This window comes from Natronospirillum operosum (genome assembly GCF_004768465.1).
GTDB classification, from domain to species: Bacteria; Pseudomonadota; Gammaproteobacteria; order Pseudomonadales; family Natronospirillaceae; genus Natronospirillum; species Natronospirillum operosum.
Window position 1 is genome coordinate 12,529 of record NZ_SRMF01000015.1, and the last position, 26,011, is coordinate 38,539.

23 protein-coding genes are annotated in these 26,011 nt (G+C 63.0%); 8 read left to right on the plus strand and 15 right to left on the minus strand.

The window, feature by feature from the left end:
- Positions 1 to 16 precede the first annotated feature (16 nt).
- Genes E4656_RS19075 through E4656_RS19085 form a run of 3 tightly spaced genes read right to left on the minus strand, consistent with a single transcriptional unit; the run spans position 17 to position 4,249 of the window.
- A complete protein-coding gene (locus E4656_RS19075; protein ID WP_135484923.1) occupies positions 17 to 1,129 on the minus strand; it encodes a lipocalin-like domain-containing protein in 1,113 nt (370 codons plus the stop codon).
- The gene (locus tag E4656_RS19080) at positions 1,119 to 3,590 is read right to left on the minus strand and encodes an ABC transporter permease (RefSeq protein WP_135484924.1); all 2,472 of its coding nucleotides are present in this window, start codon (positions 3,588 to 3,590) and stop codon (positions 1,119 to 1,121) included. Before E4656_RS19080 ends, E4656_RS19075 begins: the two co-directional genes overlap by 11 nt.
- Entirely contained in the window at positions 3,587 to 4,249 is a 663-nt protein-coding gene (locus tag E4656_RS19085) for an ABC transporter ATP-binding protein (RefSeq protein WP_135484925.1), read from the minus strand. The genes E4656_RS19080 and E4656_RS19085 overlap by 4 nt, the downstream gene beginning before the upstream one ends.
- A 26-nt stretch (positions 4,250 to 4,275) precedes the next feature.
- Between E4656_RS19085 and E4656_RS19090 the strand changes: the two genes are divergently transcribed.
- The 4 genes from E4656_RS19090 to E4656_RS19105 all read left to right on the plus strand — a co-directional run bounded on the left by E4656_RS19090 (position 4,276) and on the right by E4656_RS19105 (position 7,534).
- Positions 4,276 to 4,842, plus strand: coding sequence for a YqiA/YcfP family alpha/beta fold hydrolase (locus E4656_RS19090; RefSeq protein ID WP_135484926.1), 567 nt, complete (start codon positions 4,276 to 4,278; stop codon positions 4,840 to 4,842).
- A 62-nt stretch (positions 4,843 to 4,904) separates the two neighbouring features.
- Entirely contained in the window at positions 4,905 to 5,390 is a 486-nt protein-coding gene (locus E4656_RS19095; protein ID WP_135484927.1) for a YajQ family cyclic di-GMP-binding protein, read from the plus strand.
- A 6-nt stretch (positions 5,391 to 5,396) separates the two neighbouring features.
- On the plus strand, positions 5,397 to 6,641 hold the full coding sequence (locus tag E4656_RS19100; protein ID WP_167856151.1) for an MFS transporter: 1,245 nt from the start codon (positions 5,397 to 5,399) through the stop codon (positions 6,639 to 6,641).
- A 68-nt stretch (positions 6,642 to 6,709) separates the two neighbouring features.
- On the plus strand, positions 6,710 to 7,534 hold the full coding sequence (locus E4656_RS19105) for a substrate-binding periplasmic protein (protein ID WP_135484929.1): 825 nt from the start codon (positions 6,710 to 6,712) through the stop codon (positions 7,532 to 7,534).
- Positions 7,535 to 7,543: 9 nt separating this feature from the next.
- Here E4656_RS19105 and E4656_RS19110 read toward each other — a convergent pair whose 3' ends face one another.
- The 3 genes from E4656_RS19110 to E4656_RS19120 all read right to left on the minus strand — a co-directional run bounded on the left by E4656_RS19110 (position 7,544) and on the right by E4656_RS19120 (position 10,508).
- Positions 7,544 to 9,238 carry a copper resistance CopC/CopD family protein gene (locus tag E4656_RS19110; RefSeq protein WP_135484930.1) on the minus strand — a complete coding sequence of 565 codons (1,695 nt, stop codon included), beginning with the start codon at positions 9,236 to 9,238 and terminating at the stop codon, positions 7,544 to 7,546.
- The gene (locus E4656_RS19115) at positions 9,210 to 9,770 is read right to left on the minus strand and encodes a YcnI family copper-binding membrane protein (RefSeq protein ID WP_135484931.1); all 561 of its coding nucleotides are present in this window, start codon (positions 9,768 to 9,770) and stop codon (positions 9,210 to 9,212) included. Before E4656_RS19115 ends, E4656_RS19110 begins: the two co-directional genes overlap by 29 nt.
- Before the next feature lie 273 nt (positions 9,771 to 10,043).
- Positions 10,044 to 10,508 (minus strand): hypothetical protein, encoded by a 465-nt coding sequence (locus E4656_RS19120; protein ID WP_135484932.1) that lies wholly within the window; start codon positions 10,506 to 10,508, stop codon positions 10,044 to 10,046.
- Positions 10,509 to 10,625: 117 nt separating this feature from the next.
- Between E4656_RS19120 and mnmH the strand changes: the two genes are divergently transcribed.
- The 3 genes from mnmH to E4656_RS19135 all read left to right on the plus strand — a co-directional run bounded on the left by mnmH (position 10,626) and on the right by E4656_RS19135 (position 14,564).
- Positions 10,626 to 11,729, plus strand: coding sequence for a tRNA 2-selenouridine(34) synthase MnmH (mnmH, locus tag E4656_RS19125; RefSeq protein ID WP_135484933.1), 1,104 nt, complete (start codon positions 10,626 to 10,628; stop codon positions 11,727 to 11,729).
- Positions 11,726 to 13,894: a selenide, water dikinase SelD gene (gene selD / locus E4656_RS19130; RefSeq protein WP_135484934.1), complete on the plus strand. Its 2,169-nt coding sequence runs from the start codon at positions 11,726 to 11,728 to the stop codon at positions 13,892 to 13,894. Before mnmH ends, selD begins: the two co-directional genes overlap by 4 nt.
- A 145-nt stretch (positions 13,895 to 14,039) precedes the next feature.
- Entirely contained in the window at positions 14,040 to 14,564 is a 525-nt protein-coding gene (locus tag E4656_RS19135) for a hypothetical protein (protein WP_135484935.1), read from the plus strand.
- 6 nt (positions 14,565 to 14,570) lie between these two features.
- Here the strand turns inward: E4656_RS19135 and E4656_RS19140 are convergent, their stop codons facing one another.
- The 8 genes from E4656_RS19140 to E4656_RS19175 form a co-directional block, all read right to left on the minus strand.
- Positions 14,571 to 15,443 carry a sulfurtransferase gene (locus E4656_RS19140; protein ID WP_135484936.1) on the minus strand — a complete coding sequence of 291 codons (873 nt, stop codon included), beginning with the start codon at positions 15,441 to 15,443 and terminating at the stop codon, positions 14,571 to 14,573.
- Positions 15,443 to 16,915 carry an ATP-binding cassette domain-containing protein gene (locus E4656_RS19145; RefSeq protein ID WP_135484937.1) on the minus strand — a complete coding sequence of 491 codons (1,473 nt, stop codon included), beginning with the start codon at positions 16,913 to 16,915 and terminating at the stop codon, positions 15,443 to 15,445. The genes E4656_RS19140 and E4656_RS19145 overlap by 1 nt, the downstream gene beginning before the upstream one ends.
- Positions 16,916 to 16,935: 20 nt before the next feature.
- Positions 16,936 to 18,129: a DUF418 domain-containing protein gene (locus tag E4656_RS19150; protein WP_205849283.1), complete on the minus strand. Its 1,194-nt coding sequence runs from the start codon at positions 18,127 to 18,129 to the stop codon at positions 16,936 to 16,938.
- 15 nt (positions 18,130 to 18,144) lie between these two features.
- The gene (locus E4656_RS19155) at positions 18,145 to 18,747 is read right to left on the minus strand and encodes a TetR/AcrR family transcriptional regulator (RefSeq protein ID WP_135484938.1); all 603 of its coding nucleotides are present in this window, start codon (positions 18,745 to 18,747) and stop codon (positions 18,145 to 18,147) included.
- A 134-nt stretch (positions 18,748 to 18,881) separates the two neighbouring features.
- Positions 18,882 to 19,934 (minus strand): Leu/Phe/Val dehydrogenase, encoded by a 1,053-nt coding sequence (locus E4656_RS19160; protein WP_135484939.1) that lies wholly within the window; start codon positions 19,932 to 19,934, stop codon positions 18,882 to 18,884.
- Between the two features lie 363 nt (positions 19,935 to 20,297).
- Positions 20,298 to 21,620 (minus strand): Xaa-Pro dipeptidase, encoded by a 1,323-nt coding sequence (gene pepQ, locus E4656_RS19165; protein ID WP_135484940.1) that lies wholly within the window; start codon positions 21,618 to 21,620, stop codon positions 20,298 to 20,300.
- Positions 21,621 to 21,779: 159 nt separating this feature from the next.
- Positions 21,780 to 22,829 carry an MBL fold metallo-hydrolase gene (locus tag E4656_RS19170; RefSeq protein WP_135484941.1) on the minus strand — a complete coding sequence of 350 codons (1,050 nt, stop codon included), beginning with the start codon at positions 22,827 to 22,829 and terminating at the stop codon, positions 21,780 to 21,782.
- A gap of 170 nt (positions 22,830 to 22,999) precedes the next feature.
- Positions 23,000 to 23,191, minus strand: coding sequence for a CopG family transcriptional regulator (locus E4656_RS19175; protein ID WP_135484942.1), 192 nt, complete (start codon positions 23,189 to 23,191; stop codon positions 23,000 to 23,002).
- Positions 23,192 to 23,434: 243 nt separating this feature from the next.
- Here E4656_RS19175 and dauA point away from each other — a divergent pair, with 243 nt between their 5' ends.
- Positions 23,435 to 25,189 carry a C4-dicarboxylic acid transporter DauA gene (dauA, locus tag E4656_RS19180; protein WP_240754044.1) on the plus strand — a complete coding sequence of 585 codons (1,755 nt, stop codon included), beginning with the start codon at positions 23,435 to 23,437 and terminating at the stop codon, positions 25,187 to 25,189.
- Between the two features lie 50 nt (positions 25,190 to 25,239).
- Here the strand turns inward: dauA and nfsA are convergent, their stop codons facing one another.
- Entirely contained in the window at positions 25,240 to 25,977 is a 738-nt protein-coding gene (gene nfsA / locus E4656_RS19185) for an oxygen-insensitive NADPH nitroreductase (RefSeq protein WP_135484944.1), read from the minus strand.
- Positions 25,978 to 26,011: the final 34 nt, after the last annotated feature.

Sequence of the window (26,011 nt, forward strand, 5' to 3'; positions counted from 1 at the left end):
CAACTGCGGCCTCAGCTCAGTACCCGGTCATTTCCAGATAACCATGCCCCGAGTGTGAACCGGAAAATTCTATCGGCCCCTCCCAATAGGGGATGCTGGTGTCCATCCAGGCGTTGGGGTTCAGCGGCCGGGCCTCAATATCCAGGTTGATCACCGGCACTTCGAGATGCCAGACCGTGGGCACCTGACGTCCGGCCACCCGGGTGGTTTCCAGCGGCTGCATGCGGATCTCCTGCGGCGCCAGCGGCCGGGTGCTGCCATCACTGCGAATATGGGTGCCGGCAAAGTAGCTGTCGGGGTTGTCCTGCTCGCGCAGGCGGAACAGCATCAGACGTTCGTTGTCAGGCAACTGCAGCGAGAACCAGTCCCAGCCGGTCTGCTCGGGTGCCAGGGGCTGGCTGCTCCACTCCCGGTCCAGCCAGCCAGTGCCATGCACGTTCCGTTCGGCGCCATCACCCAGCACCAGAGTGCCGTTGACCTGATAGAACGGCTGGCTGTAGTACCAGGAGGCCTGACCACGCTCCGACTTCAGACTGAAACCGTCCTCGCCGTGGAGCACCAGCGGCTGGTCCGTCTGCAGCACCAGATCAAACGCAAGATTATCGGTGCCGGCCTGCACACGGATATGTTCCAGCGGATCGCCGCGCTCCGGGCTGCCGGGCGCCGTAACGCTCTGCAGTGACCAGTCATCCAGCCAGACCCGGTAGTCTGGCTCTGTGGTCACCCCGGCCTGGCCGCCACCGCTGCGGCCGAAGCGTTCGGCATGCCAGTGCTCAGCGGCTGCAGTCAGGCCCACATGGGCCATCCACACCTGCCCGTCCTGCCAGTGCCCCAGCCCGCCGTCGGGCGTCAGAGCCTGGCGGAACAGGGTCCACTGCATGCCGTACTGGCGCCCCTCGCGGTCTTCCAGATTGGCCGTTACATACCACCATTCGATACGAAACTCGGGATGCGCTGCATGGTCCTGCGGGAAGGCCAGTTCACCACCGCGTTCCACCGTGGCAAAGGCGTCGGCCGCCAGCCCCAGCCCGGCGAAACCCTGTTGTGCCGGCGCCGACGTTCGGTCCGGCCCGTCAGAGCAGGCCGCCAGCAGCAACAGGCAGACACTCAGCCAGATTCTATTGTTCATGCGCAAACACCTTGCTCCAGGTCGCCGGTGACTGCCGACCCAGCCGCCACAGCGGCCAGGCGGTGGCCAGCACCGTGGTCAGCGCCGCCAGTCCGATCAGGCGCAGCCACTGCTCCGGGAACAGGTACAGCGGCAGGCGCCAGCCGAAGGCTTCAACATTGATGATGGCCACCAGACACCAGGCCAGCAACAGGCCAAGAGGCACCGCCAGCAGGATGGTAAAGCCGGCCAGACAGAGGGTGCGCAACCATTCCAGCCAGGCCAGGTGCCGACGCGACAGGCCCTGCGCCCACAGCGGCGCCAGTTGCGGCAGCCGCGACTGGGTCAGCGTCAGCAGGCTGGTCAGCAGGGCCACTCCGGCCACGCCCAGAGTCAGGGTGTTCAGCGCACCGGTGGCGACAAAGGTGCGTTCGAATACCTGCTCGGAGAAGTTGCGCACCGAGGCCTGGTCGATCACGGCGGTACCCTCGAGCCCGAGGTCACGCCGCGCGCGCTCAACCAGCTGCGGTGCCGCATCCGGGTGCAGCCGCAGGCTGAAACCCTGCCGCAGGGGCCCTTCCGCGCGCGCCATCAGGGCGTCCAGATCGACCACCATCTGCGCGCGCGGGTTGCCATAGTCGGCATAGATACCAGCCACCTGCAGCAGCCAGGGGGTAGCGGCCAGGCCAAGCGTCAGGCTGTCACCGGGCGCCAGGTCAAAACGGCGCGCCATCTGTTCGCTGATCATGGCTGCCTGCCCGGTGCCCACCCGGTCCCAGCCGTCCGCCAGTTGCTGCTGCACCGGCCAGTGGTCGCGGTAGGTGTCATGCACCCGGATGCCGTTCAGTTCCAGCGGTTCATCAGCATAGCGACTGATCAGGTGCCCGGTGGGCAGAATGGCCTCGATCTCCGGCTGCCCGACCAGCCATTCGACCATCTGCTCGGCCTGTTCGGCATCTTCGGCATTCATGTACACCTCGGCTGCCAGGCGCTGGTCCAGCCAACCGGTAAAGGTCAGGCGAAAGCTGTCGACCATGCTGCCCACCCCGATGTTGGCTGCCAGCGCCAGCAACAGCGCCATCAAGGCCAGTGACAGGGCCGACACCTGCTGGCGGGCTTCCGCCCAGAACCACTCGGCCACCGGCCCGCGGGCCAGACGCTGACCGATACCGACCGCCACGCTGAGCAGGCCCGGCAGACAAAGTGCTGCCCCCAGCAGCAGGGCCGCCAGGCCGGCAAAGGCAACCACCAGCCCGCTGCCGGCCATGAACAAACCCAGCGCCAGCAACCACAGACCGCCTCCCAGCAGCGCCAGCAACATGACCCCCCGCTGCTGGTGCGCCCGCCAGGCTTCGCGGCGGGCCAGGCCCAGTACCGGCAGCCTGGCCGCCTGCCAGAGACTGCCGACAGCAGCCAGCAAGGCACCGCACAGACTCATGCCGAGACCGGCCAGCCACCAGCGCGGCTCCAGCTGCAGAGCTCCGGCAACGCGGGCGCCGTACAGGCCCTGCAGGCTGGCCGCAACATCAGGCAGCAACAACGCCGCCAGGCCATAGCCCAGCAACAATCCCAGCAGCCCGGCCACCAGCGCCAGCAACAGCACCTCGAACAGCAATGCCAGCACCACCTGCCGCCCGGAGACCCCGCAGGCGCGCAGTGTGCGCAGCAGACTGCTGCGCTGCTCGAAAGCCAGACCCGTTGCACCATTGACTATGAACAGCCCCACCACAAAGGCCAGCAGGCCGAGTGCCGTCAGGTTGAGGTGAAAGCTGTCGGTCAGGCGGGTCAGATCATCCTCGGACTGACCATGCTGCCAGTACAGGCGCTCAGCCAGATCTTCCGGCAGCGCCTGCGTCTGCCAGCGGGGGTCATCCGCGACCAGCAACCGCGACAGTTCGCTCGGCCTCTGCAGAAGCTGCTGCGCCAGCCCCACATCCACCAGCAATGTACCCGGGGGCACGGTCGACGCCACCGCCAGCGGCGGCAATAGGGCTCCGGAAGCCAGCCGCAGTTCAGCACCCGGTTCGACACCCAGTTGCTGCAGTGTATCCGGGCCAGCCAGCGTCAGGCCGGGGCGGGTCAGAAAGGCCGCCAGTTCGAAGCCAGTCTGGTCCACGGCGCTGGCCGCAGCGGCTTCGGCAGGCAGTGTTACCGGGTCGATGCCGACCAGGGTCAGCGCCTGCTCGCCCACCCGGACTCGGCCTTCCAGCAGCGGTGATACAGGCCAGCCGGCCTGGCGCAGTGTGGCAAAGACATCGTCGGTAAGGGTCTCGCCCTCACGGGCCACCAGCATGGGCTGGGCGGCCCCTGCAAACAGCCCGGCAGCACGATCATAGCTTTCCCGTGCCTGTGTATTCAGGGCCTGCACACCACTCCAGAGGGCAGTGGCCAGCATCAGTCCCACCACCCAGGCTGCTAGCTGCACCGGATGCCGCCGCCAGTGCGCCAGCAGTGCGCGCAACGTCTGCACCAGCGGTCTCATGACCGGCTCTCCAGCCGCCCCTGTGACAGGTGGTGCTGGTGCCCGAGGCGCGCCGCCAGACGCTCACTGTGTGTCACCATCAGTAGCGCCGCGCCACTGGCCCGGACTTCGTCCAGAAACAGATCCAGTACGGCATCACCGGTCGCTTCATCCAGATTGCCGGTGGGCTCATCGGCCAGAATCAGCTGCGGCCGCGCGGCCAGGGTTCGGCCAATGGCGACCCGCTGCTGCTGCCCGCCCGACAGTTGCTCCGGGTAGCGGTCAAGCAGGCCGTCCAGGCCCAGACGCCGAGTCAGGTCGGCAAGATGCGCGGGTTCATGACGACCACACAGGCGCGCCTGAAAGGCAAGGTTGGCGCCCACAGTCAGACTGGGCAGCAGATTGAACTGCTGGAACACCAGACCTATGGTGGTGCGGCGCAGACGCGCGCGGTCAGCATCCGCACGGCCGGTGACCGTCTCGCCGCCAACCCGTACCGTCCCCGCATCAACACTGTCCAGGCCTGCAACCAGATGCAGCAGTGTGCTCTTGCCGCTGCCGGACTCGCCGGTCAGCGCCAGGGTGTTGCCGGCAGCCAGGTTCAGACTGATCGACTGCAGTACGGCCAGCGGCCCCTGCGGAGTGGGAAAGGACTTGCTGACCTGATAGATTTCAAGCATGCATTTTACCTCGGGAGCCCGGCGTCATGATTCTCTACATTCACGGCTTTGCCAGCAGCGGTTTCGGTTCCAAGGCGCGTTATTTCCGCGCCCTGGCGACAGAGCGCGGGTTGCCGTTCATGGCGCCCTCCCTGCCCTGGATACCGCAGTTGGCCATCCACACCCTGTACGACATCATTGATGCAGTGGGACGACAGCAACCGGTGCATCTGATCGGTTCGTCGCTGGGAGGATACTATGGCCTGCATCTGGCGCACAGGTACGACCTGAAAGTGGCGCTGATCAACCCCTCGGTGCGACCCGCTGACACCCTGGGTGATCACACCGGCCTGGTGACGCACTTTCATGATGGCAGCCGCTTCGAGTGGACCGCCAGCCATGCGCAGGAACTGTCCCGGCTCGAAGTGCCGCCGGCCCCGGACCTGCAGGCCCGCACCCTGCTGCTGGTGCAGCAGGGCGATGCCACCCTCGACTACCGGCAGGCCCTACAGCATCTGCCAGAAGCCACGCAGGTTGTGGAGCCGGGCGGCGATCATGGCTTTCAGGGCATAGAGCGCCATGCCGAGCGCATCCTCCGCTTTTTCGGTGACTGAGGCGCTCTTGGCTTGCTGCGAACTGTGATAAACTTTGCCGTCCAGCCACAAGGGAATCAGCCATGCCCTCATTCGATATCGTATCAGAAGTCAACGAAGTAGAGCTGCGCAATGCGGTGGACAATGCCCGGCGCGAACTGGAAACCCGCTTTGATTTTCGCGGTGTTGAAAAGACCATCGAACTGAAAGAACTGACCGTCTCTCTGACCACCGAATCCGACTTTCAGGTGCGCCAGATGGAAGACGTCTTTCGCAATGCCTGTGCCAAGCGCGGCGTCAGCGCTGCCGGCGCCGAGGTGGACGACGAACCCGAGCACAGCGGCAAACTGTTCACCCTGCGTCTGACCTTCCGCCAGGGCATTGATCAGCCCATGGCCAAGAAGATCATCAAGCTGCTGAAAGACAGCAAACTGAAGGTGCAGGCCTCCATTCAGGGTGACAAGGTGCGGGTCAACGGCAAGAAGCGCGATGATCTTCAGCAGGCCATAGCCCTGCTCAAACAAGCGGAACTGGACCTGCCCCTGCAGTACGAAAACTTTCGGGACTGACGCATTTTGCAGACCCCGACCGCACGAAGATCGGCATTGCGGGTACCGGCCTTCCGGCGCTACTTTCTGGCCAGTGTGTTCTCCACCTTTGGCCTCTGGATCATGCGCTTCCTGCTGGGCTGGAGCGCCTGGTCGCTGACCGAATCCGCCTTCTGGGTGGGTCTGGTCAGCGCCACCATGCTGCTGCCCACTTTTGTACTGTCGCCGGTCTTCGGAGTGGTGGCAGACCGCATCCGGCTGCGCCAGGGCCTGCTGTCCACCACCTTCAGCCTGGGCGTTCTGGGCGCCCTGACCGCCGCGATCTGGTTCACCGGCTGGCTCGATATCTACTGGTTGCTGTTGATCGCCCTGGCCAAGGGCATGATCATGGCAGCGCATCACCCCATGCGGCTGTCCATGCTGCCCAATCTGATCGAGCGCGCCCTGCTGCCCAGCGGCATTGGCCTGTCGGCCATGATTTTCAACCTGTCCCGCATCCTCGGGCCCGCAGCAGCAGCCGGCCTGCTGACTCTGACCTCGACCGGGGCCGTGTTCACGCTGTCCGCGCTGCTGTTTTTCTGTGGCACTGCCTTCCTGTTGCGCATACCCGATGTGGCTGCCACCGGAGAAAAAACCGAAGCCTCGCTGCTGACCGACCTCGGGCAGGGTATGGTCTTTGCGCTGTCGACACCGACCATTCGTGTCATCCTGCTGCTGGCCACCCTGAACGGGCTGCTCGGCCGTGCCATCATCGAATTGCTGCCGGCCCTGTCCGGCCAGTTGCTGGATGGCACCGCCAACACCCTCGCCATGCTGACCGCACTGGCCGGTGTGGGGTCCATTCTGGGGGCCCTGTTCATATCGCGGCAGCGCGGGTCTGAAGCGCGTCTGATCAATCTGGTGCTGATCACGCTGCTGGGCACATCGCTGCTGCTTTATCCGCTGCTGCTGTGGCAGTCGCTACCCCTGGTGGCTGCGATGATACTCCTGCTCGCGCTGACCATGACCATAGCGGGCACCGGCTGTCAGGCCATGGTCCAGTTATCGGTCAGCGACGAGTATCGGGGCCGTGTACTCAGCCTATGGACCGTCATTACCATGGGCATGCCGGCCATTGGCGCCTTTGTCCTTGGCGCCCTGGCGGACCGGTTCGGTTTTCCCGTGGTACTGCCGCTGATGGCCACAGCAGTCGCGGCGGCCCTGCTCTGGCTGGCGCCGGCCAGGCGCCTCTGGCGGGTCCGGCAGGATGATGCCACTACCGACAAAACTTGATTTCGAACATGACCTGACTATACCTGTACAGACTACCGGGTTTCCCGGCCCCCAAGGTCATAACAACTATGCGGCAAATCCCACTCCTGCTCTCCCTGCTCTCCCTGCTCTCGTCCCTGTACTTGCTGGGGCTCGTCACAACACCTGCCCTGGCCGCGATCACAACGGTTCGCGTGCCCTTGCTGGCAGAACAGATCGAAGGTCGCTATTTCTATATGGATGTAGCGCAGGCAGCCCTGGCCCGAATGCCCGGCAATCCCGAACTGGAACTGGTCGGCCCCATACCGCAGGCAAGAGCACAGAGCATGCTGGCAGCCGGAACGCTCGACCTGATGTGGATGATCGAGAGCGCCGACCGCGACGAACTCTACCTGACTACCGGTGTCGGGCTCACCAATGGCCTGATCGGGCAGCGTGTGCTGATGATACGACCGCAGGACCAGACCCTGTTTGCTGGCGTGGAAAGCCTGCAGGACTTTCGGGCTCTGGGTCTGACCGCAGGGTTCGGCCCTGGCTGGATCGACAGTCGGGTATGGGCGGCCAATGATCTGGACTTCCATATAGAGCAGGGAAACTGGCAGGTGATGTTTGACAAACTGAAGCGCGGCCGCACTGACTATGACTATCTGTCACGGTCGATCAAGGAAGTCCAGCTGGAACTGGCCGCACACCCGGAGCTGGTGCTGGAAGATCAGCTTTTGCTGCGGTACGACAAGGACGAGGTATTCTATGTCAGTCCGCACAACCCCGACCTGCAGCATGCCTTTGTGCAGGCACTGCAAGCCATGGCAGCGGACGGCGCGCTGAGCAGACTGGTCGACCTGCACTTCGGGCAGGTCATGACTGACCTGCAGGTCGACCAGCGCACTCTCATTGAGCTGGATAATCCATAGTCAGCGTGATCAGTAGAACTCCTCTTCGAGCTGGAACGCATCACGGTCAAAATCCGTGACCAGCGCATTGACCAAGATGGTCCAGTCCCCGGGAATCATGATGTCCGACACCGTCATCAGGTAGAGCTGACCGACGGCTTCCAGTTCCCGCCACTGGCCTTCGATCTCCAGTTCCGGCAGGTCAAAGCGGACTTCCACGGCCTGCGGACGCACCAGCTTGCCGTCGGCATCATAGAACGCCAGGATGATCTGATTCTCACCCACGCTGTCATGCGCCATCTGGAAATCCAGTGTCAGCAGTCTCCCTTCAATCTCCCGCTGAATGATGTCGCCCATGCTCTCGTAGGGCAGATAGTGATCATGGCTGTGATGATGCGCGCCGTCCCGCGCCGGCATGAAGGTCGACAAGGTGGCCGTCAGTACAATGACCCCCACCATCAACCCGGATTCCACACGCAGATTGCGCTGCAGACGCTGCCGCGTGCCCTGTCGGCTGGCCGCCAGTTGGCGGCTCAGACGGAAGCGGTTGTCGAGCGCCACCAGTAGCACCAGGGCGACTGCGGCCACCTTCAGCAGCAGGCTGCGCCCATAGCCGGTCTGCACCAGCGCTGCAGCCTCATCCACCTGATAGAGTGCCATGGCCAGACCGGCGACCAGCAGTGCGGGCACGGCCACAATGGCGATGGCCGAGAAGCGCTGCAGCAGGCGCAACAACGCCATCCGATCGGCCTGCCGGGCAGCCCGTTGCAACGGCCCCATGGCCCCCAGCCAGAATGCGGCCACCAGCAGATGCAGGGCCAGCACCGGCACCAGCCAGGCGGCATTCGGGGCAGTGGCGATATGCCCGGTCATCAGCAACGAGCCCAGGGCCACCAGCGCCACCAGCAAGGCCAGGCCATTACCGGCGCGCTGACGCGCCAGCTCACCCGTGGTCAGGATCAGCACCAGCAGCACGGCCGAAGTCAGCAGCACCAGGCTGCTCTGACCGAGCGAGGAGGACAGGCCCAGCCCAGCGGCTTCGGGCAGGCTGCGCCAACTGACGTCCTGACCATACATGCGCAACCCCTGCAGCAGGATCTGCAGCGGCGTGGTGACCAGCAGCAGGCTTCCGGGCAGCCACAGACGCGGACCGTCCAGCCCCCGGTTCTGTTCGGCCGGCCCGAGCCTCGGCCACAACAACAGTCGGCACAGAATATGGCCACTCAGCACCAGCAGAGCCAGCAACAGCAGGCTGCGGTTGACCACATGCAATACATGCAACAGGGTCGATTCCCGCGCTGCCGCCCACTGCTCAGCGGCGGCCCAGTCCACCGACCCGGTTCCAACCTGAAACCGGTAGCTGCCGCCCACCGGATGCGAGTCGGCCGAGATCACACGCCAGGACACCAGATAGCCGCCGTCCGGCAGGCTTTCCGGCAGCTCCACCACGACGCTGTTGTCCCGTGCCTGTGCGGGCAGCTCACCCAGCGGCTGATCGCCGCTCGGGTCCAGCACACGCACGAATACCGGGCTTACGGGCTCGTTGAAGCGCAGGGTGAGCGTGTCCGGGCTGCTGCGCAGCATGGCGTTGTCCGCCGGTTGATTGCTCAGCAGCACGGCATGTCCCTGAGCGACCAGGGGCAGCATGGCAAGACAAAGGGCCAGCAACAAGTGCTGGCCCTGCAAGCGCAGGCGCTCAGTGATCATGGCTGTGACCGTGATCATGGCCGTGGCTGTGGCCACTGGATTCCGGTTCGGTCAGGTACAGCACGGGCGCTGGATAGTCGGTATCCGCAGCGCCTTCGCCGCTGGCGGGGACGTCGATCCAGCGCAGGGCATCGTCACCACAGGCCTGAACCACCGGGAAGTGCAGGTGCTGGCCGGGCTCGTTGGGCAGACGGGCCATGAAGGTGAATTCGTCGTAGTGCGCGTCGGCGAGGTCACCGCCGGTCCAGCGCACTTCACCGATGCGTTCGGTGACTTCGCGGCCATGGTCCATGTAGGGTTCGTCCAGCGGCTCCATGACGGTTTCGAGCTCCCAGCCGGCCTTGGGCATGGGGTTGATGGCGATCATCCCGTCCGGTACCCGCACCCGTACTTCGTTGGTGGCGGCGCCGGCGCAGCCATGCGGGATGCTGATGACGGCGCGATACTGGCTGCCGGCGGGTGCTTCGATGGTTTGCAGGCCGGCGTGGGCGGCGGCCAGACTGCTCAGCCCGGCGGTCAGTGCTGCTACGGTAACAAGTGTTCTGATCATATCTGTGTTCCTGAAATCTTTGGCAATCGATATGGTTCCGTTCGAGTCAGTGCCGGCTGCCTCTGTCGGGCAGTCCTGACTGCAGACACGCAAAAAACGTCATCCATGACAGCTCGACTGCACACATCCGTGTGTGCAGACGGTCTGCAGTCAGGCCTGCGCCGACCGGCAGCAGCACCTTTGGAGGCTCGTTACGAAACCACACTCTGAATTGAATAATCGTCTTCAAAAAGCAGGCAAGACCCGGTCCTGCCGGGCAGAATAAGGTATGGATCAGAGCGGCGGTGCGCGCGGCTGTTGGGGGTATTCGGTCGGGCTGGCCTGAGCCAGTGCCGGGCCAGGGTGGTGGGTCGGGTTGTACTGCGGCAGCACCGGAGGCTCGGTGCCGCCCGCGGCGGGCAGCCAGAACAGGCCGGCGACGGTGCAGTGCGGACAGTACATGGCCTCATGCGCATGGTCGGTATGCGCGGCATCATGATGCTCACTGCCATGATCTGGGTGTGTCTGGCTAAGGTCGGCCTGATGCGGGCAATCGTAGGGACCGCGCGTTGCTGTATGTGAGCTGTGCTCGGGGGCGGCCTCTGCGGTATGTTCGGCGGCGGTATCGTGCGCGCTGCGCAGGTCGTTCAGCAGTTGGGCGCTGTGCACCGGGTGCACGATATGCGCCCATACCAGCAGCAGCCAGGCCACCCAGGCCAGGGGAAAGGTGGTTCGGTGCTGACGTTGACTCAGTCGCATGCAGGCAGCCGTTGGATTTGTTCAAGGTCGCGGCGAAAGATAACCACTGGCCTGGCGAATTGCAATCCACCCTGCACGCACACCATAATGCCGCCTGGCCTGCCGTAAAGGTTCACCATGATTATCCAGCCGCAAGACTTTGCCAGCCTGTTGTTGCAGAACCGACCTCTGATGGATGTACGCGCACCGGTCGAGTTTGCCCGGGGCGCCTTTCCGTCGGCCCGGAACCTGCCGCTGCTGGACGATGACCAGCGTCACCAGATCGGGCTGCGCTATGCCGAGGCCGGTGAGGAGGCCGCAATCGCGCTGGGTCTGGAGCTGGCCACGCCGGCCACTCGACAGGCCCGCCTCGACGCCTGGGCCGGTTTTATCGAACGCCATCCGGGCGGCGCCCTGTACTGTTTCCGCGGCGGTTTGCGCTCGCGCACGACCCAGGAGTGGCTGCAGGCCGAAGGGCTGGACTACCCGCTGGTCAGGGGTGGGTACAAGGCGCTGCGCCGCTTTCTGCTGGACCAGATGCAGGCGCTGATCGAGCGCGGCAACATTCGTACCCTGGCCGGGCCCACCGGCAGCGGCAAGACGCAGGTGGTTCATGCCTGGCCGCAGAGCGTTGACCTCGAAGGCCTGGCCCGGCACAAGGGCAGCGCGTTCGGGCGCGAATTTGTGCCACAGCCCAGTCAGATCGACTGGGAACATGCCATGACCCTGGACTGGCTGCGCCGTCGGGATGACAGCAGTGCTCCGGTACTGATGGAAGATGAGTCCCGCCTGATCGGGCGCATCCATTTGCCGCCCGAGCTGCAGGTCCTGTTGCAGTCGGCCCCGGAGATCAGGCTTGAAGCCTCGCTGCAGCAAAGGGTCGAACGCCTGCGCGAAGACTATGTGATGACCATTGTGCGGCATTATCAGCACAGCGAGCCCGGGCACTGCTGGCAGCGCGTGGCCGACCATATCGGCGACAACCTGACCCGCATTCGCAAGCGTCTCGGGGGCGCACGCCATCAGGCGCTGCTGGCGGCGGTGCCCGACGCGGTCGCAGCGCTGCGTGATCATGGCGACTGGGGCGGCTTTGACGGCATCATCCGCAGCCTGCTGCAGGACTACTATGACCCCATGTATCAGTACCAGTTGACGCGCTACCAGCGCCGCCAGGTCTTTACCGGCACGCACGATGAAGTACTGGCCTGGCTGGCCGACCAGGACGGAGACCCCCTGTCATGAAGGCGACTCCGCCCGAATCCGAACGCGAGCTGGTGCTGGTCGGCGGCGGCCACACCCATGCCCTGCTGATACGGCGTCTGGGCATGCGCCCGCTGCCCGGGGTGCGGGTGACACTGATCTCCGAGAGCGCCATGACGCCGTACTCCGGCATGCTGCCCGGGCTGATAGCCGGGCACTACACCTTCGACGAGACCCATATTGATCTCAATCGACTCTGTCAGCGCTGTGGGGTGCGCTTTGTCGAGGGGCGGCTGACCGGGTTCGATCCGCAGGCGCGCCGGCTGCAGATTCGGGGACGACCCGAGCTGCGCTACGATCTGGTCAGTTTCGATACCGGCTCGACGCCGAACCTGTCCATTCCGGGAGCCCGCGAACATGCCGTGGGGGTCAAGCCGGTCAGTCACTTTCATGACGCATGGTCGCGTCTGCTGGCGCAACTGGAACAGACCCCGACCCAGCCTCTGCACTGGGGGGTTGTCGGCGCCGGCGCCGGTGGCGTGGAACTGGTGCTGGCCATGGTGCACCGGCTGCGCGGCCGCAGCGGCTTGAACCTGCATCTGATCTTCAGCAGCGAGCGCGTTCTGCCCGGCTACCCCACTGGTGTGGTGCGCGCAGCCGAACGGGCCCTGCAAACCGCAGGCGTGACCCTGCACGCGGGAGCCCAAGTGACGGCGGTGACGGCCGACGGCGTGACTCTCGAAACCGGTCATACCATTGCCCTGCACCGCACCGTACTGTGCACGCCCGCGTCGGCGCCGGACTGGCCAGCCAGAGCCGGGCTGGACACCGCCAATGACGGCTTTATCGCCGTCAATCAATACCTGCAGTCGACCTCGCATGCGACTGTCTTTGCCGCCGGCGACGTGGCCGAAATGGTGGACGATCCCCGGCCCAAAGCCGGCGTCTACGCGGTGCGTCAGGCCCCCACCCTGCAGCACAATATCGAGCGCTGGTTCCGCCAGCAGCCACTGGAACCGATTCGCCTGCAGCGCCGCTTTCTGTCCCTGCTGTCACTGGGTGACCGGCGTGCCACCGGCAGTCGCAACGGTTTGAGCTTTACCGGTTACTGGGTCTGGCGCTGGAAGGACCGCATCGACCGCCGGTTCATGGACGCATTGAACAACTTCCGACCCGGTATGGCGCAGAACAGCGATGCCAGCGAAACGCCAGCACCCATGCACTGTGCCGGTTGTGGCAGCAAGCTGGGCCCTGAACTGCTGCAGGACACATTGGCGGACTTGCCACAGGTACAGAAAGAGGCGGTGCTGCCGGCCTTGGGCAAGGCCGAAGATGCCAGTCTGTGGACCCCGACACCGGGCCGGCAGATAGCACAGAGCGTGGACGGCTTCCGGGCCTTTTCCGACGACCTCTACCGGCTCGGCCAGGTCGCGGTGCACCATGCACTGAGCGACCTCTATGCCATGAATGCGACGCCGGTCTCGGCGCAGGTCTGGATCAATCTGGCGTTTGGTCATGCGCGCGTACAGGCGGGTGATTTCCGCCAGGTCATGCGCGGTATCGCCGAGGCCCTGGTGGCCAACGACTGCGTGCTGGCCGGCGGGCACAGTACCGAAGGGCTGGAAACCCATCTGTCGGTGACGGCCAGTGGCGAAGTGGCGCCGGACCGGATCTGGCGCAAGAGCGGCGCCAGATCCGGTGACTGGCTGGTGCTGAGCAAGCCGCTGGGCACCGGGGTCATACTGGCCGCCGATATGACCGGCGACGCTCCGGCGGGATCGATGACTGCCGCCTGGGACAGCATGCTGAACTCGAATCGAGAGGCCTGGCTGGCCCTGCAGCAACTGCAGCCCAACGCCGTGACTGATGTCACCGGCTTCGGCCTGCTGGGCCACCTGCTGGAAATGCTTGAGGGCTCGGAACTGAGTGCCGAATTGCAGGCCGAGGCGATTCCGGCCCTGCCCGGGGCGCTGGATCTGCTGGCGGCAGGCCGGCAATCAAGCCTGGTCCCGCACCTGCTGCCGCAACTGAACCACTGCCACAGCGAGGCCGGCGTGAACCCGGCGCTCACTCAACTGCTGCTGGACCCGCAGACCTCCGGCGGCCTGCTGGCCGCCGTGCCGGACATATCGGCCCTGCCTGCTACCTTTGCGGTCATCGGCCGGCTGGACCAACGCTCGGAGGCGTCGGCGGTGCGGGTTTTGTGACTGCAGGGCAAAATCATCAAGGTCGCAAAAATTTGAACGGTGTCTCATTTTCTGCAATCGCATGATGCGGGAACCAGACTGGCCGTCTAGAGTGTAAGCGCAGTGTCAAGGACGCTGCTCAGTAGTAACCACAAGGAAGCCTGTCATGAATTATCGAATGTCCACTCTGCTTGTCTCTTTCCTGTTCGTCCTGTCAGCCTGCAGTTCCCTGCCCTCCGAGCCAGAGGGTGACATGGCGTTGCTGGTGTTCCCGATGGAAACCAGCACGGCCCCTGGCAACAGTATCTGGTGGGATTATCAGATATTTGCCGAAAATATGGACACCGGCGAACGAAAGCCCTTCTTTCTGCGCCCGGCGCCCAGAGTCGAATACGAGATTGTCGTACTGGACACAGGTGGTCGTTTTCTTCTGAACGGCTGGAACTCCCGCAACCGCAATAACAATCGCGTCAATCAGCACGGACTGAGCCGCTACGCCACTGCCCGCAGTGGTCATCTGAACCTTTATCCCCACCGCCTGGTCGTGCGCAGCGAAAACAACAACCAGCGCCGCAGATTTGTGCCCATGCACCCTCAGGAGCAGGAAGCCCTGCTGGAACAGATTCGTCGCGATCATCCCGACATGAACAACTGGCCCAGCTTTATATCCGGAGGGTCGCTGGAGGACTGAGACCGCTCAGGTGCTGGTTTCGACCGGTCGCTGATCGTCAGTCACCCACTCGCTCCAGGAGCCGGGGTACAGCTTCGGCTGCGGCAACCCGGCCAGCATCATGGCCAGGATATTGTGGCAGGCCGTCACGCCGGAGCCGCAATAACTGACCGGGGTCGGCTGCGGTGAGCTGCAGGCCGGGCTGCTGATCTCAGGACCGGCAACCAGGCCGGCTTCGGCGAAGCGCTGACGCAGGGTCGACACCGGCAGAAAACGCCCCTCGGCATCGACATTGCGGGAAAAATCCAGACAGACCGCGCCGGGAATATGGCCGGCCTTCGGGTCCAGCGGCTCGGTTTCGCCGCTGTACCGGGGCCAGGCCCGGGCGTCCAGCAGTTGCCAGGCGGACAGATCGGCCATCAGGTCGTCGGCACCTATAATCCAGTCCGGCGGGCAGTCCACCTCAATGTCGCCGGGCGCCGGCTGCGGCGTTTCGATGCTGGTGGCGCCATTGGTGGCCAGCCAGCGCTTGCAGCCACCGTTCAATACCCGTACATCGGTCAGCCCGGCCCAGCGCAGCATCCACCAGGCACGGGCGGCAAACATGCTGTTGGCGCCGTCATACACCACCACCCGGGTGTCGGCGCTGACACCCCACTGGCGCAAAGTGGTCTGCCAGGCTTCCGGCTCCGGCAACGGGTGTCGACCTGTTTTGCCAGGCACAACCGGCCCGGCCAAGTCGTCATCCAGATGGGCATAGACGGCCCCGGGAATGTGTCCGGCCGCATACTGCTCACGGCCCGCCAGCGGGTTCGTCAGATCAAAACGGCAATCCAGAATCAGCAGGCCATCAGCGCCCAGTTCGGTCTGCAGGGTTTCAGGTTCAATCAGCCAGCTCATCAGGCCTCTCCTCCAGTCATCGTCTGTGGTCGAATATGCCAGCCGGAAGACGCGGGTTCAAAGACCAGACGCTGCCGGACCAGCGCCAACTGCTCATCCTGTCGATGGCTGACAAACAGCAGAGTTGTGGGGCCGTCGCGCAGCAGGCGTTCCACCACGGCCAGCACACGAAAGCGGTTCAGATCGTCCAGCCCCAGCGTGGGCTCGTCCAGAATCAGCAGCGGCGGCTGCTTGATCAGGGCGCGGGCAATCAGCACCAGCCGCTGCTCGCCGGAGGACAGGCTGCGCAGAGAGTGGCGCGCTTTGTCGGCCAGACCGACACAGTCCAGCCACTGCAGGGCCAGATCCAGTTCCTGCTGACCGGTGGCCTGATAGAGCCCGATGGAGTCGGTCAGCCCCGAAACCACGGCCGTGACCACATTGCCCGACACCCGGTAATCCCGTTGCAGATCGGTGGAGACATAACCCAGATGTTTCTTGATGTCCCAGATACTCTCGCCCCGCCCGCGCCGGTAGCCAAACACGGTGAGGTCATTCACATAGCATTGCGGATGATCACCATTGACCAGTTTCAGCAGGGTGGACTTGCCACAGCCATTGGGGCCCGCAATCTGGGTATGCTGACCCGGATAGAGCGCCCAGTCGAAGTCTTCGAACTGCAGTGTATCGCCGTAGGCCACCCGGCCCTTGACCAGACGCACCAGTGGCTCGTCGGCCGGCCAGTGCGGCAGCTGGAACTCGGACTGTCGGGGCGGCAACTCTGGCGCTGGGGCCTGAATCAGATCCGTGGTGGCCTGCCAGTCGGGATGGACCCGCACGCTGTCAGCCGGCCCGGTCAGGGCCAGGCGACAGTGGTCCAGCAGGGCAATGTGGGTCGCCCACGGCGGGATATCCTGACGCTGACCGACCAGCAGGAGCAGCCGCCAGCCGGTTGCTGCCAGTTCTCCCAGGGCTGCGGTCAGGTCGCCGTGACTCTGTGTATCCAGACCTTCGAAGGGTTCTTCCAGCAGCAACAGATCCGGCCTGGCCAGCAGAGCCCGGCCGAGCATAACGCGACGCCCTTCGCCGGAACTGAGCAGCCGATAGCCGCGATCCAGCAACGATGTCAGGCCCAGCAGTTCCGCCGTGGCGTCGATGGCGGTCGGGTCGGCGTCTATTTCTGCCAGCAGTGCACGCACCGGCGTGCCCTGGTCCGGGATATCTGTCAGGTCCGTTTCGTCCCGGTACAGCTCGCGTTCGTACAGGTCCTGCTGCTGTTCCAGCGACAACCAGATCACCCGCTCTGGCAGGCCCTCGAGTTGCCCGGCATCCGGGGCGCGCTCGCCGCAGAGCAGGCGTGAAAGCAGGCTCTTGCCGCTGCCCACGCCGCCCAGCACTGTCCAGTGCTCGCCGGCGGTCAGCGTCCAGTCCGCAATGGCCAATGGACCAGCCTGCAGCTGTGTCAGTCGAATGGTGGTATCTGTCTGGCTCAACGCAAGTACTCCCGGTCTGCTCAGCGATAGACAAGACGGCGCAGCAAGGCATCTGCCGGACCGCGTTTGCCGGTTGTATCCAGCCACAGGGCGAAGGCAACGCTTGCGGTCCAGACGACAACGGCCACACCCATGGCTCCGGCCCGGTGCATGTACTCACCCAGCCCGAGCAGGTCCGGATGAAGCACAATGGCGACCCCAGCCGACACCATGAGGTAAATGGTGAGGGAGCGGCGGCCAGCGGCCACGAGCGCGCGGGTCAGTATGCCAGTGCGGCGCCGCTGCTCGAGATGGAGACCAATCAGCCCGAAAGCGGCAATATAGCCCACGCCGCCCGCGATGCCAGTGATAATCTGCAGGGCCAGCATCAGACCGAGGGCGAAACTGGTGCTGCTCAGCACACCCGTACCGGCCAGCGCCAGAGGCAAGGCACCCAGCACCGAGATGGCAATACCGACAACGGTCAGCCAACGCAAGGTGCGGCGATGCAGGGAAAGGTCATCAAGCAGCCCGATTCTTCCCAGCCACATGCCGATGGTGACAAGGATCAGCAGTGGAAATACAAAGGAGGAAAACAGCGGTCCGATCAAGGCCCCAACCAACCGGACGATCCAGTCTTCCATGGTCATGTAGCCCGGAATGACGAACCCCGAACCCTCGTCACTGGTCATCAGAACTGACCCCAAAACCGCCATCACAATACTGAACGGAACCAGCAGCGCTACCGCCCGTTTGATCGTACTGTCGGCTCTGAACAGAAGCCATCCAAGTATCAGTGTACCCAATCCGTATGCAGTCAGAATTTCCCCGGGGAAAACAAGCGTAGCGTGGACCATCCCGAAAACAATCAACCACAGTGCTCGTCGACGCAACAACCCTCGTGCATCTTTTTCAGCCGTACCCGCCGCCTGCTGGCGGTTGACCAGCATCACCATTCCATAACCAAAGAGAATGGCGAACATCGGAAATGCTCGATTCTCCAGAAGAAGCGCCGCTGCAAAGCTGGCGATCTGATCTGCCAGGCCGCCGCCGGGGATTACGCCATAACCCCCGACATCCGGCTGCGACAAATACATGGGGGCATAGGCCATGGCGATCAGCAACAACATGAAGCCGCGTGCGAGATCGGGGGCAACCCTGCGCTCACCAAGCGCGAGATGGCCGGCGTGAGCAGCAGAAGGTGGCTGCAGTGCAGAGTCCGTGGTGGATCCCATCAGGTGTTCCTCCTGTCAGGTATCATCCGATACCGGATAATCGATCCCGGTAAAGGATCGTTCAATTTCGGCACAAATACGCTCTACAGCCGTTACATCAGTGGAAAACAGAGCGGATGCACCCCAGATGGTGCTGACCAGAAAGTCGGCTCCTGCATCCGGGTCGAGGTCACTACGAAAAGTACCGTCGCGTACGCCCTCGGCCAGAAACTCAGCGATACCACCCCGCCAGGCGGCCAGCAGTGGTTCCAGCATCTGCACAATTACGTCGTGCCGACGCGACAAGAGAACCAGTTCATAGAGCACGATCATCACATCAGGCCGCTGCTCGATGTTCGCGCGCGCATCCCGGAACTCCTGGCGCAACCGCTCCAGGCTCGACATCGATTCTGCCGGCTGCTCTGCATGCTGCTGGTAAAAGATGTCGCCGAGAAGATGGGCCACACCTTCAATCAAATCTCTCTTGGTCGGAAAGTAATAATGCAGCGTGGAGATATTGATACCGACCCGTGCGGCCACATCACGTGTACGCAGCCCCTCAATGCCAACCTCGGCGATGAGATCGAAGGCTGCACGGGCGAGTTGATCCTTGCGGTTGGAGGTGCTTTCTGTACTCATGCCTCGATACTCTAGTAACTCAGCACCAGAAGTCAATCAATCAGTTGATTGAATTTCTGGCCGAGACTGCAACCTGTGCACAACGGGTCAGACCGGAGCAATGCGGGAGACTGGATGGCGCTGTCCCTATCGCGTCAGAGCAGGCGCTCCCGGGCGATGGTGTCGGCTATCTCGCTGGTGGGTTTGTTTTCCCGCTGCGCGCGTTCAAAAATTTCGGTCAGCGTCTTGTGGATGCCTTCCACATGCCGGTGCACCTTTTCCGGTTCGTACTGACCAGACTGCTCATAATACACATCGATGACACCACCGGCATTGATCACATAGTCCGGCGCATAGCAGATGCCGCGCTCATGCAGTACCTGGCCGGTCTCGGCGCGGTCGAGCTGATTGTTGGCCGCCCCGGCAATGATGCCGGCCTGCAGTCGCTGCAGGGTATCCGGGTTGACGGTAGCACCGAGAGCGCAGGGCGCGAATACATCCATGGGCTGATCATAGATGTCCTCTGTGGAGACCACCTCTGCGCCCAGTTCCTCACGGGCCTCGGCCAGCACCGACTCGTTGACGTCGGCCACAATCAGGCGGGCGCCGCCACCCACCAGCAGTCTGCCCAGCCGGTAGCCGACACTGCCCAGGCCCTGAATACCTACAGTAAGGCCGTTCAGCGAGTCCCTGCCCAGATGATGCTGCGCGGCAGCGCGAATGCCCATATAGCAGCCGTAGGCTGTAGCCGGCGAGGGGTCGCCGGTGCGGGCCTGACCCTCGGCATCGACCTTGTCATGGTAGCCGGTGACATATTCGGTCACTTCATGGATGCACTTCATGTCCGGCACCGAGGTGCCGGAGTCTTCGGCAGCGATATAGCGGCCGCCCAGGGCATTCAGACCACGCCCGAAGGCGTGCAGCAGTGCGGGCGTCTTGTCTGTTTTCGGGTCACCGATGATGACCGACTTGCCGCCGCCCAGGGGCAGCCGGGCCATGGCGCTTTTGTAGGTCATGCCGCGTGACAGGCGGAGTACATCCCTGATGGCTTCTTCGTCGGTCCCATAGGGATAAAACCGGGTGCCGCCGAGCGCGGGGCCCAGGCGGGTATTGTGCACGGCCAGAATGGCACGCAGGCCGGAGGCCTCGTCGTGGACAAAGCTGATGTGTTCGTGATGATCGAATTCCGGATGGCTGAATACGCTCATGAGTCGGGCCGCCTGCTGCTGTTGTGCTTGTCTGTATAGACTTGTGCAATGGCTGTGAGCTGTCCAGCCAGGATGACAAAGTATCTAATTGCCAGCCGGAGAGGACTGTAAAATCTAGTTGCCATCGGGTAGTGAGGCGCAAGCCGAATTTGCAGCGAGCGACGCGAGTCGCGATGGCGGCGCCAGCCGCCCATCATACGGGGCCCTGTGGCCCCATCGGGACTTGCGTCCCTCACTACAAGAGTGGTGCCTCGTTTGTCGGGACTTGCGTCCCTCGCTACAGGGTGTGGTGCCTCGTTTTTCGGGACTTGCGTCCTTCGCTACAGGGTGTGGTGCCTCGTTTGTCGGGACTTGCGTCCCTCGCTACAGGGCGAAGGCCTCGCGGGTGAGGTTGCGGCTGGCGCCGTCGCCGATGATCAGGTTGTCCTCGATGCGGATACCGCCGAACGGCCGCAGGGTTTCGATCAGGTCGAGGTCACAGCCGTGGTCGGCGTTGTCCTTCACCATGCGGTCGAGCAGCATGGGGATGAAGTACAGACCCGGCTCTATGGTCAGCGCCATGCCGGCTTCCAGGGTGCGGGTCAGCCGCAGTGCGGGCGCGTGGCGAGGAGGCGGTGCCAGGTCGCCGGCCGGGTTCTGCCAGTGGCCGCCGACATCATGCACCTGCAGCCCCAGCAGGTGGCCGAGGCCATGCGGGAAGAATACCTGTGGAATGCGTTGCGCCAGCTGGGTGTCGACGTCATGGCGACACAGGCCCGCATCATGCAGGATGGTGGCAATGCCGCGCAGGGTCTCGTCGTGCAGATCCGGATAGTGAGTGCCCGCTACTGCCTGGCGGCACAGTTGCTGCTGCAACTCGTCGACCTGCTGCAGCAACTGCGCAAACAGCCCGTCGTCGCTGGTCGTGGTGCGGGTGATATCACTGGCGTAACCCAGATACTGGGCCCCGGCGTCGATCAGCAGGGTCCGGTGCACAGAGGGTGCCTCGAAACACCGCCGCTCGTAGTGCAGTGTGGCGGCGGACTCGTTCAGACCGATGATACTGTGATAGGGCTCCTCTTCCGCCACCTGACGGCTGGCCGCCAGATACGCATGATGGATCAGCGCCTCCGGCTGCCCGGCATGAAACGCCTCGGCCGCCGCCCGATGCCCGGCCACGGCAGACCGGGAGGCCTGTTCGAGACAGTGAATTTCCCAGTCGGTCTTGATGGCGCGAGCATAGTGCAGCGGATTGAGCACGGCGGCCGGGTTCAGCGCCACGGAATCACCCAGTACATCCAGGCCCCGGGTCTGCGGGCCCAGCCAGGCGACGACAGAGTCGGTGAGGTCGCGCAGACCGGCGATAACGTCGGTCTGCCATTCCTGAATACGCCAGCGCATGCGCCAGTTGCCACCCGGCAACTGGGGTGTCAGATGCCAGAAATCTTTCTGTGCAGGAAACAGCAGGGTCGGCGGTTCACCCACCTTCACCACCACAAAGGTACCGGGCGGCGGTACAAAGGGCAGCCACTGCTGCGCCAGCGGGTAAGGCTTGAACGGATACGCCTGATCGTCCTCATGGCGCAGCAGCAGATCACCGGCGGCGATCACGGCCCGGCTGATACCGGCAGCGGTCAGAGCCTCGTCATAGCGAGCCTGCAGGGTTTCCAGGTGGCGGGTATACAGGGCATCAGACTGATCGGGCATGGCGCATCCTCGGCAACAATGGATTCTGAGAGCCGCCACTATGCCACACTGGACAGGCTCCGCCACCCTTGAACCCGGGCTCGCACCTCTGCGCCAGAAGACAGCGCGACCACGACTGGCAACCGCAATTGACGTTGACGCTATTACCCTCTGTTGCGGCTAACCCAGCCCCTGCTCCTTCCAGCGCAGGCGGCCACCGCGGATATTGGCTACGCGCTCCACCCCGCTCTGGCGCAGAATATTGACTGCCATGGAGGAACGGCGACCGGAGCGACAGAGCGCCACAATGGGCTTGTCGGTCGGCACTTCGCCGACCCGGTCGTGCAGTTCTCCGACCGGGATCATGACGGCGTTGTCCAGCTGCTCCCCCGGCTCGGCAATTTCGTTCGGTTCACGCACGTCGAGCAGCGTGACCTGATCGCGGTGCTCCACCACCCAGTCCGGCTCCACCTCCGGTACCCCGGCGAAGGTCAGACGCACCGGTGCCCAGTCCGGTTCCGGTGGCAACCGGCCATCTTCGGGCTTACCGCTGCGCAGGTTGGCCGGCAGCGCTTCATCGATCTTCTTCGGGTGCGGCAAGCGCATGGCGTTCATGTAGCGCACGAAATCCTGCTCGTTGGCACCGCCGCCGACACGCGGGTTGTGAGCTTTTTCTTCACCGACGGTCGAGCGGGTCCGGCCGTTGTAATCGTGAGCCGGGTAGATCCGACACTCATCCGGCAAGGTGAACACCTGCTCGGTAATGGAGTGGTACAGGGTTGCCGCATTGCCCTGCTGAAAATCACTGCGTCCGCAGCCGCGAATCAGCACCGCATCACCGGTAAAGGCCATGCTGTGGTCCTGGGTGACATAGGTCAGACAGCCACCGGTGTGCCCCGGTGTCGCTCGTACTTCGAGCTGAATGGCGCCGACACCAATGGTGTCCCCATGCCGCAGCGGATGGTCGACATCTGCCGCCTGGTTGACCGCTGCTGAGCCGATTTCAGCCCCGGTTTTCTGCTTCAGGGCCCAGGCTGCGGTGACATGGTCCGCATGCATATGCGTGTCCAGCACCAGCTTCAGGGTCAGACCCAGCTCTTCCACCAATGCCAGGTCGCGCTGCTGCTGTTCGAATACGGGGTCGATATAGAGCGCTTCACGGGTGTTTTCGTCGGCCAGCAGATAAGTATAGGTCGACGAGGTAGCATCGTAGAGTTGACGGAAGATCATGACAGACTCCCTGCTCGGGCATTCTTTAATTTAGTATTTTCTAATATAGCGTGTTGTGCGCAGTTTGCAAGGTGGCAGAGGCAAACTTGAGGCCACACCGGATCTCACGGTTGATGGGTATCATGATAACGCCACCGCTACTTGTGACAATTTGCGATAAGGTTCAGGAGTCAGTTTGAGATGTCATCCCTGTCTCTGGTCATCTGTGCCTGATAATTCACCCCGTGCTTATGCAGATAATCACGTACGAGCTGCCGTACTACTTGTGAAGGCGTCAGGTCCTGTGCTGCACACAGTTCCTCGAAAGCTCGTTTCTTGTGAGGGTCGATCAACAAGGTCAGACGTGCTGTTTTTCTTTCCATCAGGGGCCTCCACTGGCATTAACATTTGATGCTAATACCAGGCGCCGCCATAAGCAACCACCCTGCACAGACCACCCCGAGGTGAATTGGCACATAAGGTCCGCTGTTTGTTTCCCATGAACATGCCATGTTAATATTATTCACATAACATTATGATTTAATCCTACGCAGGGAGTGGTGTGCAGACCTCCTCCATGGCAAGGGTTGCTCGCTGTGAGGGTCTCCACATTGGCACACCGGCGTTTGTCTCCAAATCTTCCCGCTATCGCCACCGGTCTGCGTGCAGCCTGGAGAGAAGGCTATGGTCTTGCTGATCTGCGCAAGGATGTGATGGCGGGCCTGACTGTCGGTACTGTCGCCGTGCCGCTATCAATGGCGCTGGCAATCGCCACGGGGGTACCTCCCCAACACGGGCTCTACACAGCGATTGTAGCTGGCGCCATCATTGCTCTGACTGGCGGAGCGCGCTTCAATGTCTCCGGACCAACGGCAGCTTTCGTCGTTATTCTCTTTCCCATTGTCCAGCAGTACGGCCTGGGTGGCCTGCTGATCGCATCGATGATGGCCGGTATCATTCTGGTGGCTTTAGGGGTTACCCGCATGGGGCGCCTGATAGTGTTCGTGCCCTACCCGGTGGTGCTTGGCTTCACGGCGGGCATCGCAGTGGTGATCGCGGGGCTGCAGATACCCGATTTCCTGGGTCTGAATGTGGGACAGCTTGGCGAGCATTTTGTCGACAACCTGGGCCGGATCGTCATCTCACTGCCCACCCTCAATCCGTTTGAACTGGGCATCGGAGTATTTACACTGGCCGTCATGTTGCTTTGGCCCCGCCTGCATGTGCCCATCCCGGCACCCCTGATCGGCCTGGTTGTCGGTGCAATCGCGGCTTATGGTGTCAATCAGTGGTTCAGCGGTTCCGAGACTGGAACCACTGTGGAGACGATCGCCTCACGGTTCACCTGGGAGGCACATGGTGCGACCGGCAGTGGTATTCCGCCCATTGCACCGACATTGATGGCTCCCTGGCTGCTGCCGGGGCCGAGCGGGGAGCCGCTTGAGCTGAGTTTCGAGCTGATACGGGCACTGCTCGGTCCCGCCTTTGCGATTGCGATGCTGGGGGCAATAGAGTCACTACTATGCGCGGTGGTGTCGGATGGCTTGACGAAGACCAGGCATGACCCCAATGCCGAACTGATCGGCCAGGGCCTGGGCAATATCGTTGCACCACTCTTCGGCGGCATCTCCGCTACCGCCGCCATTGCCCGGACAGCGACCAATATCCGCAGTGGCGCCTGTTCTCCCATCGCCGCTGTGGTGCATGCGATAGTGGTTCTGCTGGCGGTAGTTGCACTGGCAGGTCTGCTCGGGCTGGTGCCAATGGCCGCACTTGCAGCGTTATTGTTTATCGTCGCCTGGAACATGAGTGAAGCCCGGCACTTTCTGCATACTCTGCGTTCAGCGCCAGCGGGAGACGTAGCCATTCTGGTCACCTGCTTCAGTCTCACAGTCCTCTTCGACATGGTGCTGGCCGTTGCTGTGGGCATCGGCCTCGCTGCGGCGCTGTTCATCCGGCGCATGGCCCTGCTGACACAAACCTATCGCATCGATGCCGAGAGTCGCCCCGCTATCAATGGACTCCCTCCCGAAGTAGCCGTCTACGATATCAATGGACCTTTGTTCTTCGGCGTTGCCGAGAAGGCACTCTCGGCGTTGCACCTGGTGGACCCCAAGGTACAGTCTGTCATTCTGGACATGCAGGATGTGCCGAGCATGGACGGAACAGCCGTTGTTGCCCTGAAGTCCCTAGTCGACGAAATGAATCGCACCGGTGTGGCGCTGATTCTGGTGGGTTTGCCGACAAGGATCATTGTCAAGCTGCGTCGTTCCGGCATTCGCAAGACCACCGGGCTGCTGACGTACTGCAGAGATCTGCCACGAGCCAGATCAATGGCGCTGCGCTGGCAAGAGAACAAACCAGGCATCAGCAGGAAGTGAAAGGCAGCACAACAGATCAGATATACGCGATGCCGACAGACACTGTGTCCTCAGCGCTTCAGAAAGCCCCGCTGCTGCAGGAACGGCAGCATGTGTGGTCGGGCTTCTTTCTTCAGCATGCCGGAGATCTGCTCGCTCCAGGTCATGGACTTGTTGCCGCCGGTGCGAGTTTCGTAGTACCGGCGGACTCCGGTGTCATAGTCGCGAATCAGGTCGGCATCGGCACTGTCGTCATAGCGGTCCTGCTTCAGCACCACCGACAGCGGCAGGCGGGGTTTTACCTCCGGGTTCTGGTCCGGATAACCCAGACAGAGTCCGAACACCGGATAGACCAGCTCGGGCAGCTCCAGTGCCGAAGACACCTTATCGGGGTTATTGCGCAGACCACCGATATAGCAGATGCCCAGACCGTCGGCCTCGGCACAGGCCACCACATTCTGGGCAAACAGGGCCACATCAATAGTCGCGGTCATGAACTGTTCGGTGTACCCGCTCAGCATCTCGGCCTGGTGCAGATCACAGGCCAGTTGATGCCGACGCATGTCGGCGCAGAACACCAGAAAGACGGGTGATGTGGACACATAGGCCTGGCCGCCAGCCCACTCGGCCAGTTGATCCCGGGTGGCACCGGCACTGATCTGGATGACGGTCGTGGCCTGGATGAAACTGGACGTGGCGGCTGCCTGCCCGGCCTGAATATAGGCTTCCAGCCGGTCCTGAGCGACCGGCTGGTCAGTGAACTTTCGAATGGAACGGTGATGCTGCAACAACTGCACAATATCTGTCATGAGAGACCTCACCAAGGACATGAACGACGCAGCA

What these genes read in the sequence shown, in the direction of transcription:
- E4656_RS19075 (WP_135484923.1), bottom strand. Translation starts at nt 1,129, where the DNA reads ATGAACAATAGAATCTGGCTGAGTGTCTGCCTGTTGCTGCTGGCGGCC.
- E4656_RS19080 (WP_135484924.1), bottom strand. Translation starts at nt 3,590, where the DNA reads ATGAGACCGCTGGTGCAGACGTTGCGCGCACTGCTGGCGCACTGGCGG.
- E4656_RS19085 (WP_135484925.1), bottom strand. Translation starts at nt 4,249, where the DNA reads ATGCTTGAAATCTATCAGGTCAGCAAGTCCTTTCCCACTCCGCAGGGG.
- E4656_RS19090 (WP_135484926.1), top strand. Translation starts at nt 4,276, where the DNA reads ATGATTCTCTACATTCACGGCTTTGCCAGCAGCGGTTTCGGTTCCAAG.
- E4656_RS19095 (WP_135484927.1), top strand. Translation starts at nt 4,905, where the DNA reads ATGCCCTCATTCGATATCGTATCAGAAGTCAACGAAGTAGAGCTGCGC.
- E4656_RS19105 (WP_135484929.1), top strand. Translation starts at nt 6,710, where the DNA reads ATGCGGCAAATCCCACTCCTGCTCTCCCTGCTCTCCCTGCTCTCGTCC.
- E4656_RS19110 (WP_135484930.1), bottom strand. Translation starts at nt 9,238, where the DNA reads ATGATCACGGTCACAGCCATGATCACTGAGCGCCTGCGCTTGCAGGGC.
- E4656_RS19115 (WP_135484931.1), bottom strand. Translation starts at nt 9,770, where the DNA reads ATGATCAGAACACTTGTTACCGTAGCAGCACTGACCGCCGGGCTGAGC.
- E4656_RS19120 (WP_135484932.1), bottom strand. Translation starts at nt 10,508, where the DNA reads ATGCGACTGAGTCAACGTCAGCACCGAACCACCTTTCCCCTGGCCTGG.
- mnmH (WP_135484933.1), top strand. Translation starts at nt 10,626, where the DNA reads ATGATTATCCAGCCGCAAGACTTTGCCAGCCTGTTGTTGCAGAACCGA.
- selD (WP_135484934.1), top strand. Translation starts at nt 11,726, where the DNA reads ATGAAGGCGACTCCGCCCGAATCCGAACGCGAGCTGGTGCTGGTCGGC.
- E4656_RS19135 (WP_135484935.1), top strand. Translation starts at nt 14,040, where the DNA reads ATGAATTATCGAATGTCCACTCTGCTTGTCTCTTTCCTGTTCGTCCTG.
- E4656_RS19140 (WP_135484936.1), bottom strand. Translation starts at nt 15,443, where the DNA reads ATGAGCTGGCTGATTGAACCTGAAACCCTGCAGACCGAACTGGGCGCT.
- E4656_RS19150 (WP_205849283.1), bottom strand. Translation starts at nt 18,129, where the DNA reads ATGGGATCCACCACGGACTCTGCACTGCAGCCACCTTCTGCTGCTCAC.
- E4656_RS19155 (WP_135484938.1), bottom strand. Translation starts at nt 18,747, where the DNA reads ATGAGTACAGAAAGCACCTCCAACCGCAAGGATCAACTCGCCCGTGCA.
- E4656_RS19160 (WP_135484939.1), bottom strand. Translation starts at nt 19,934, where the DNA reads ATGAGCGTATTCAGCCATCCGGAATTCGATCATCACGAACACATCAGC.
- pepQ (WP_135484940.1), bottom strand. Translation starts at nt 21,620, where the DNA reads ATGCCCGATCAGTCTGATGCCCTGTATACCCGCCACCTGGAAACCCTG.
- E4656_RS19170 (WP_135484941.1), bottom strand. Translation starts at nt 22,829, where the DNA reads ATGATCTTCCGTCAACTCTACGATGCTACCTCGTCGACCTATACTTAT.
- E4656_RS19175 (WP_135484942.1), bottom strand. Translation starts at nt 23,191, where the DNA reads ATGGAAAGAAAAACAGCACGTCTGACCTTGTTGATCGACCCTCACAAG.
- nfsA (WP_135484944.1), bottom strand. Translation starts at nt 25,977, where the DNA reads ATGACAGATATTGTGCAGTTGTTGCAGCATCACCGTTCCATTCGAAAG.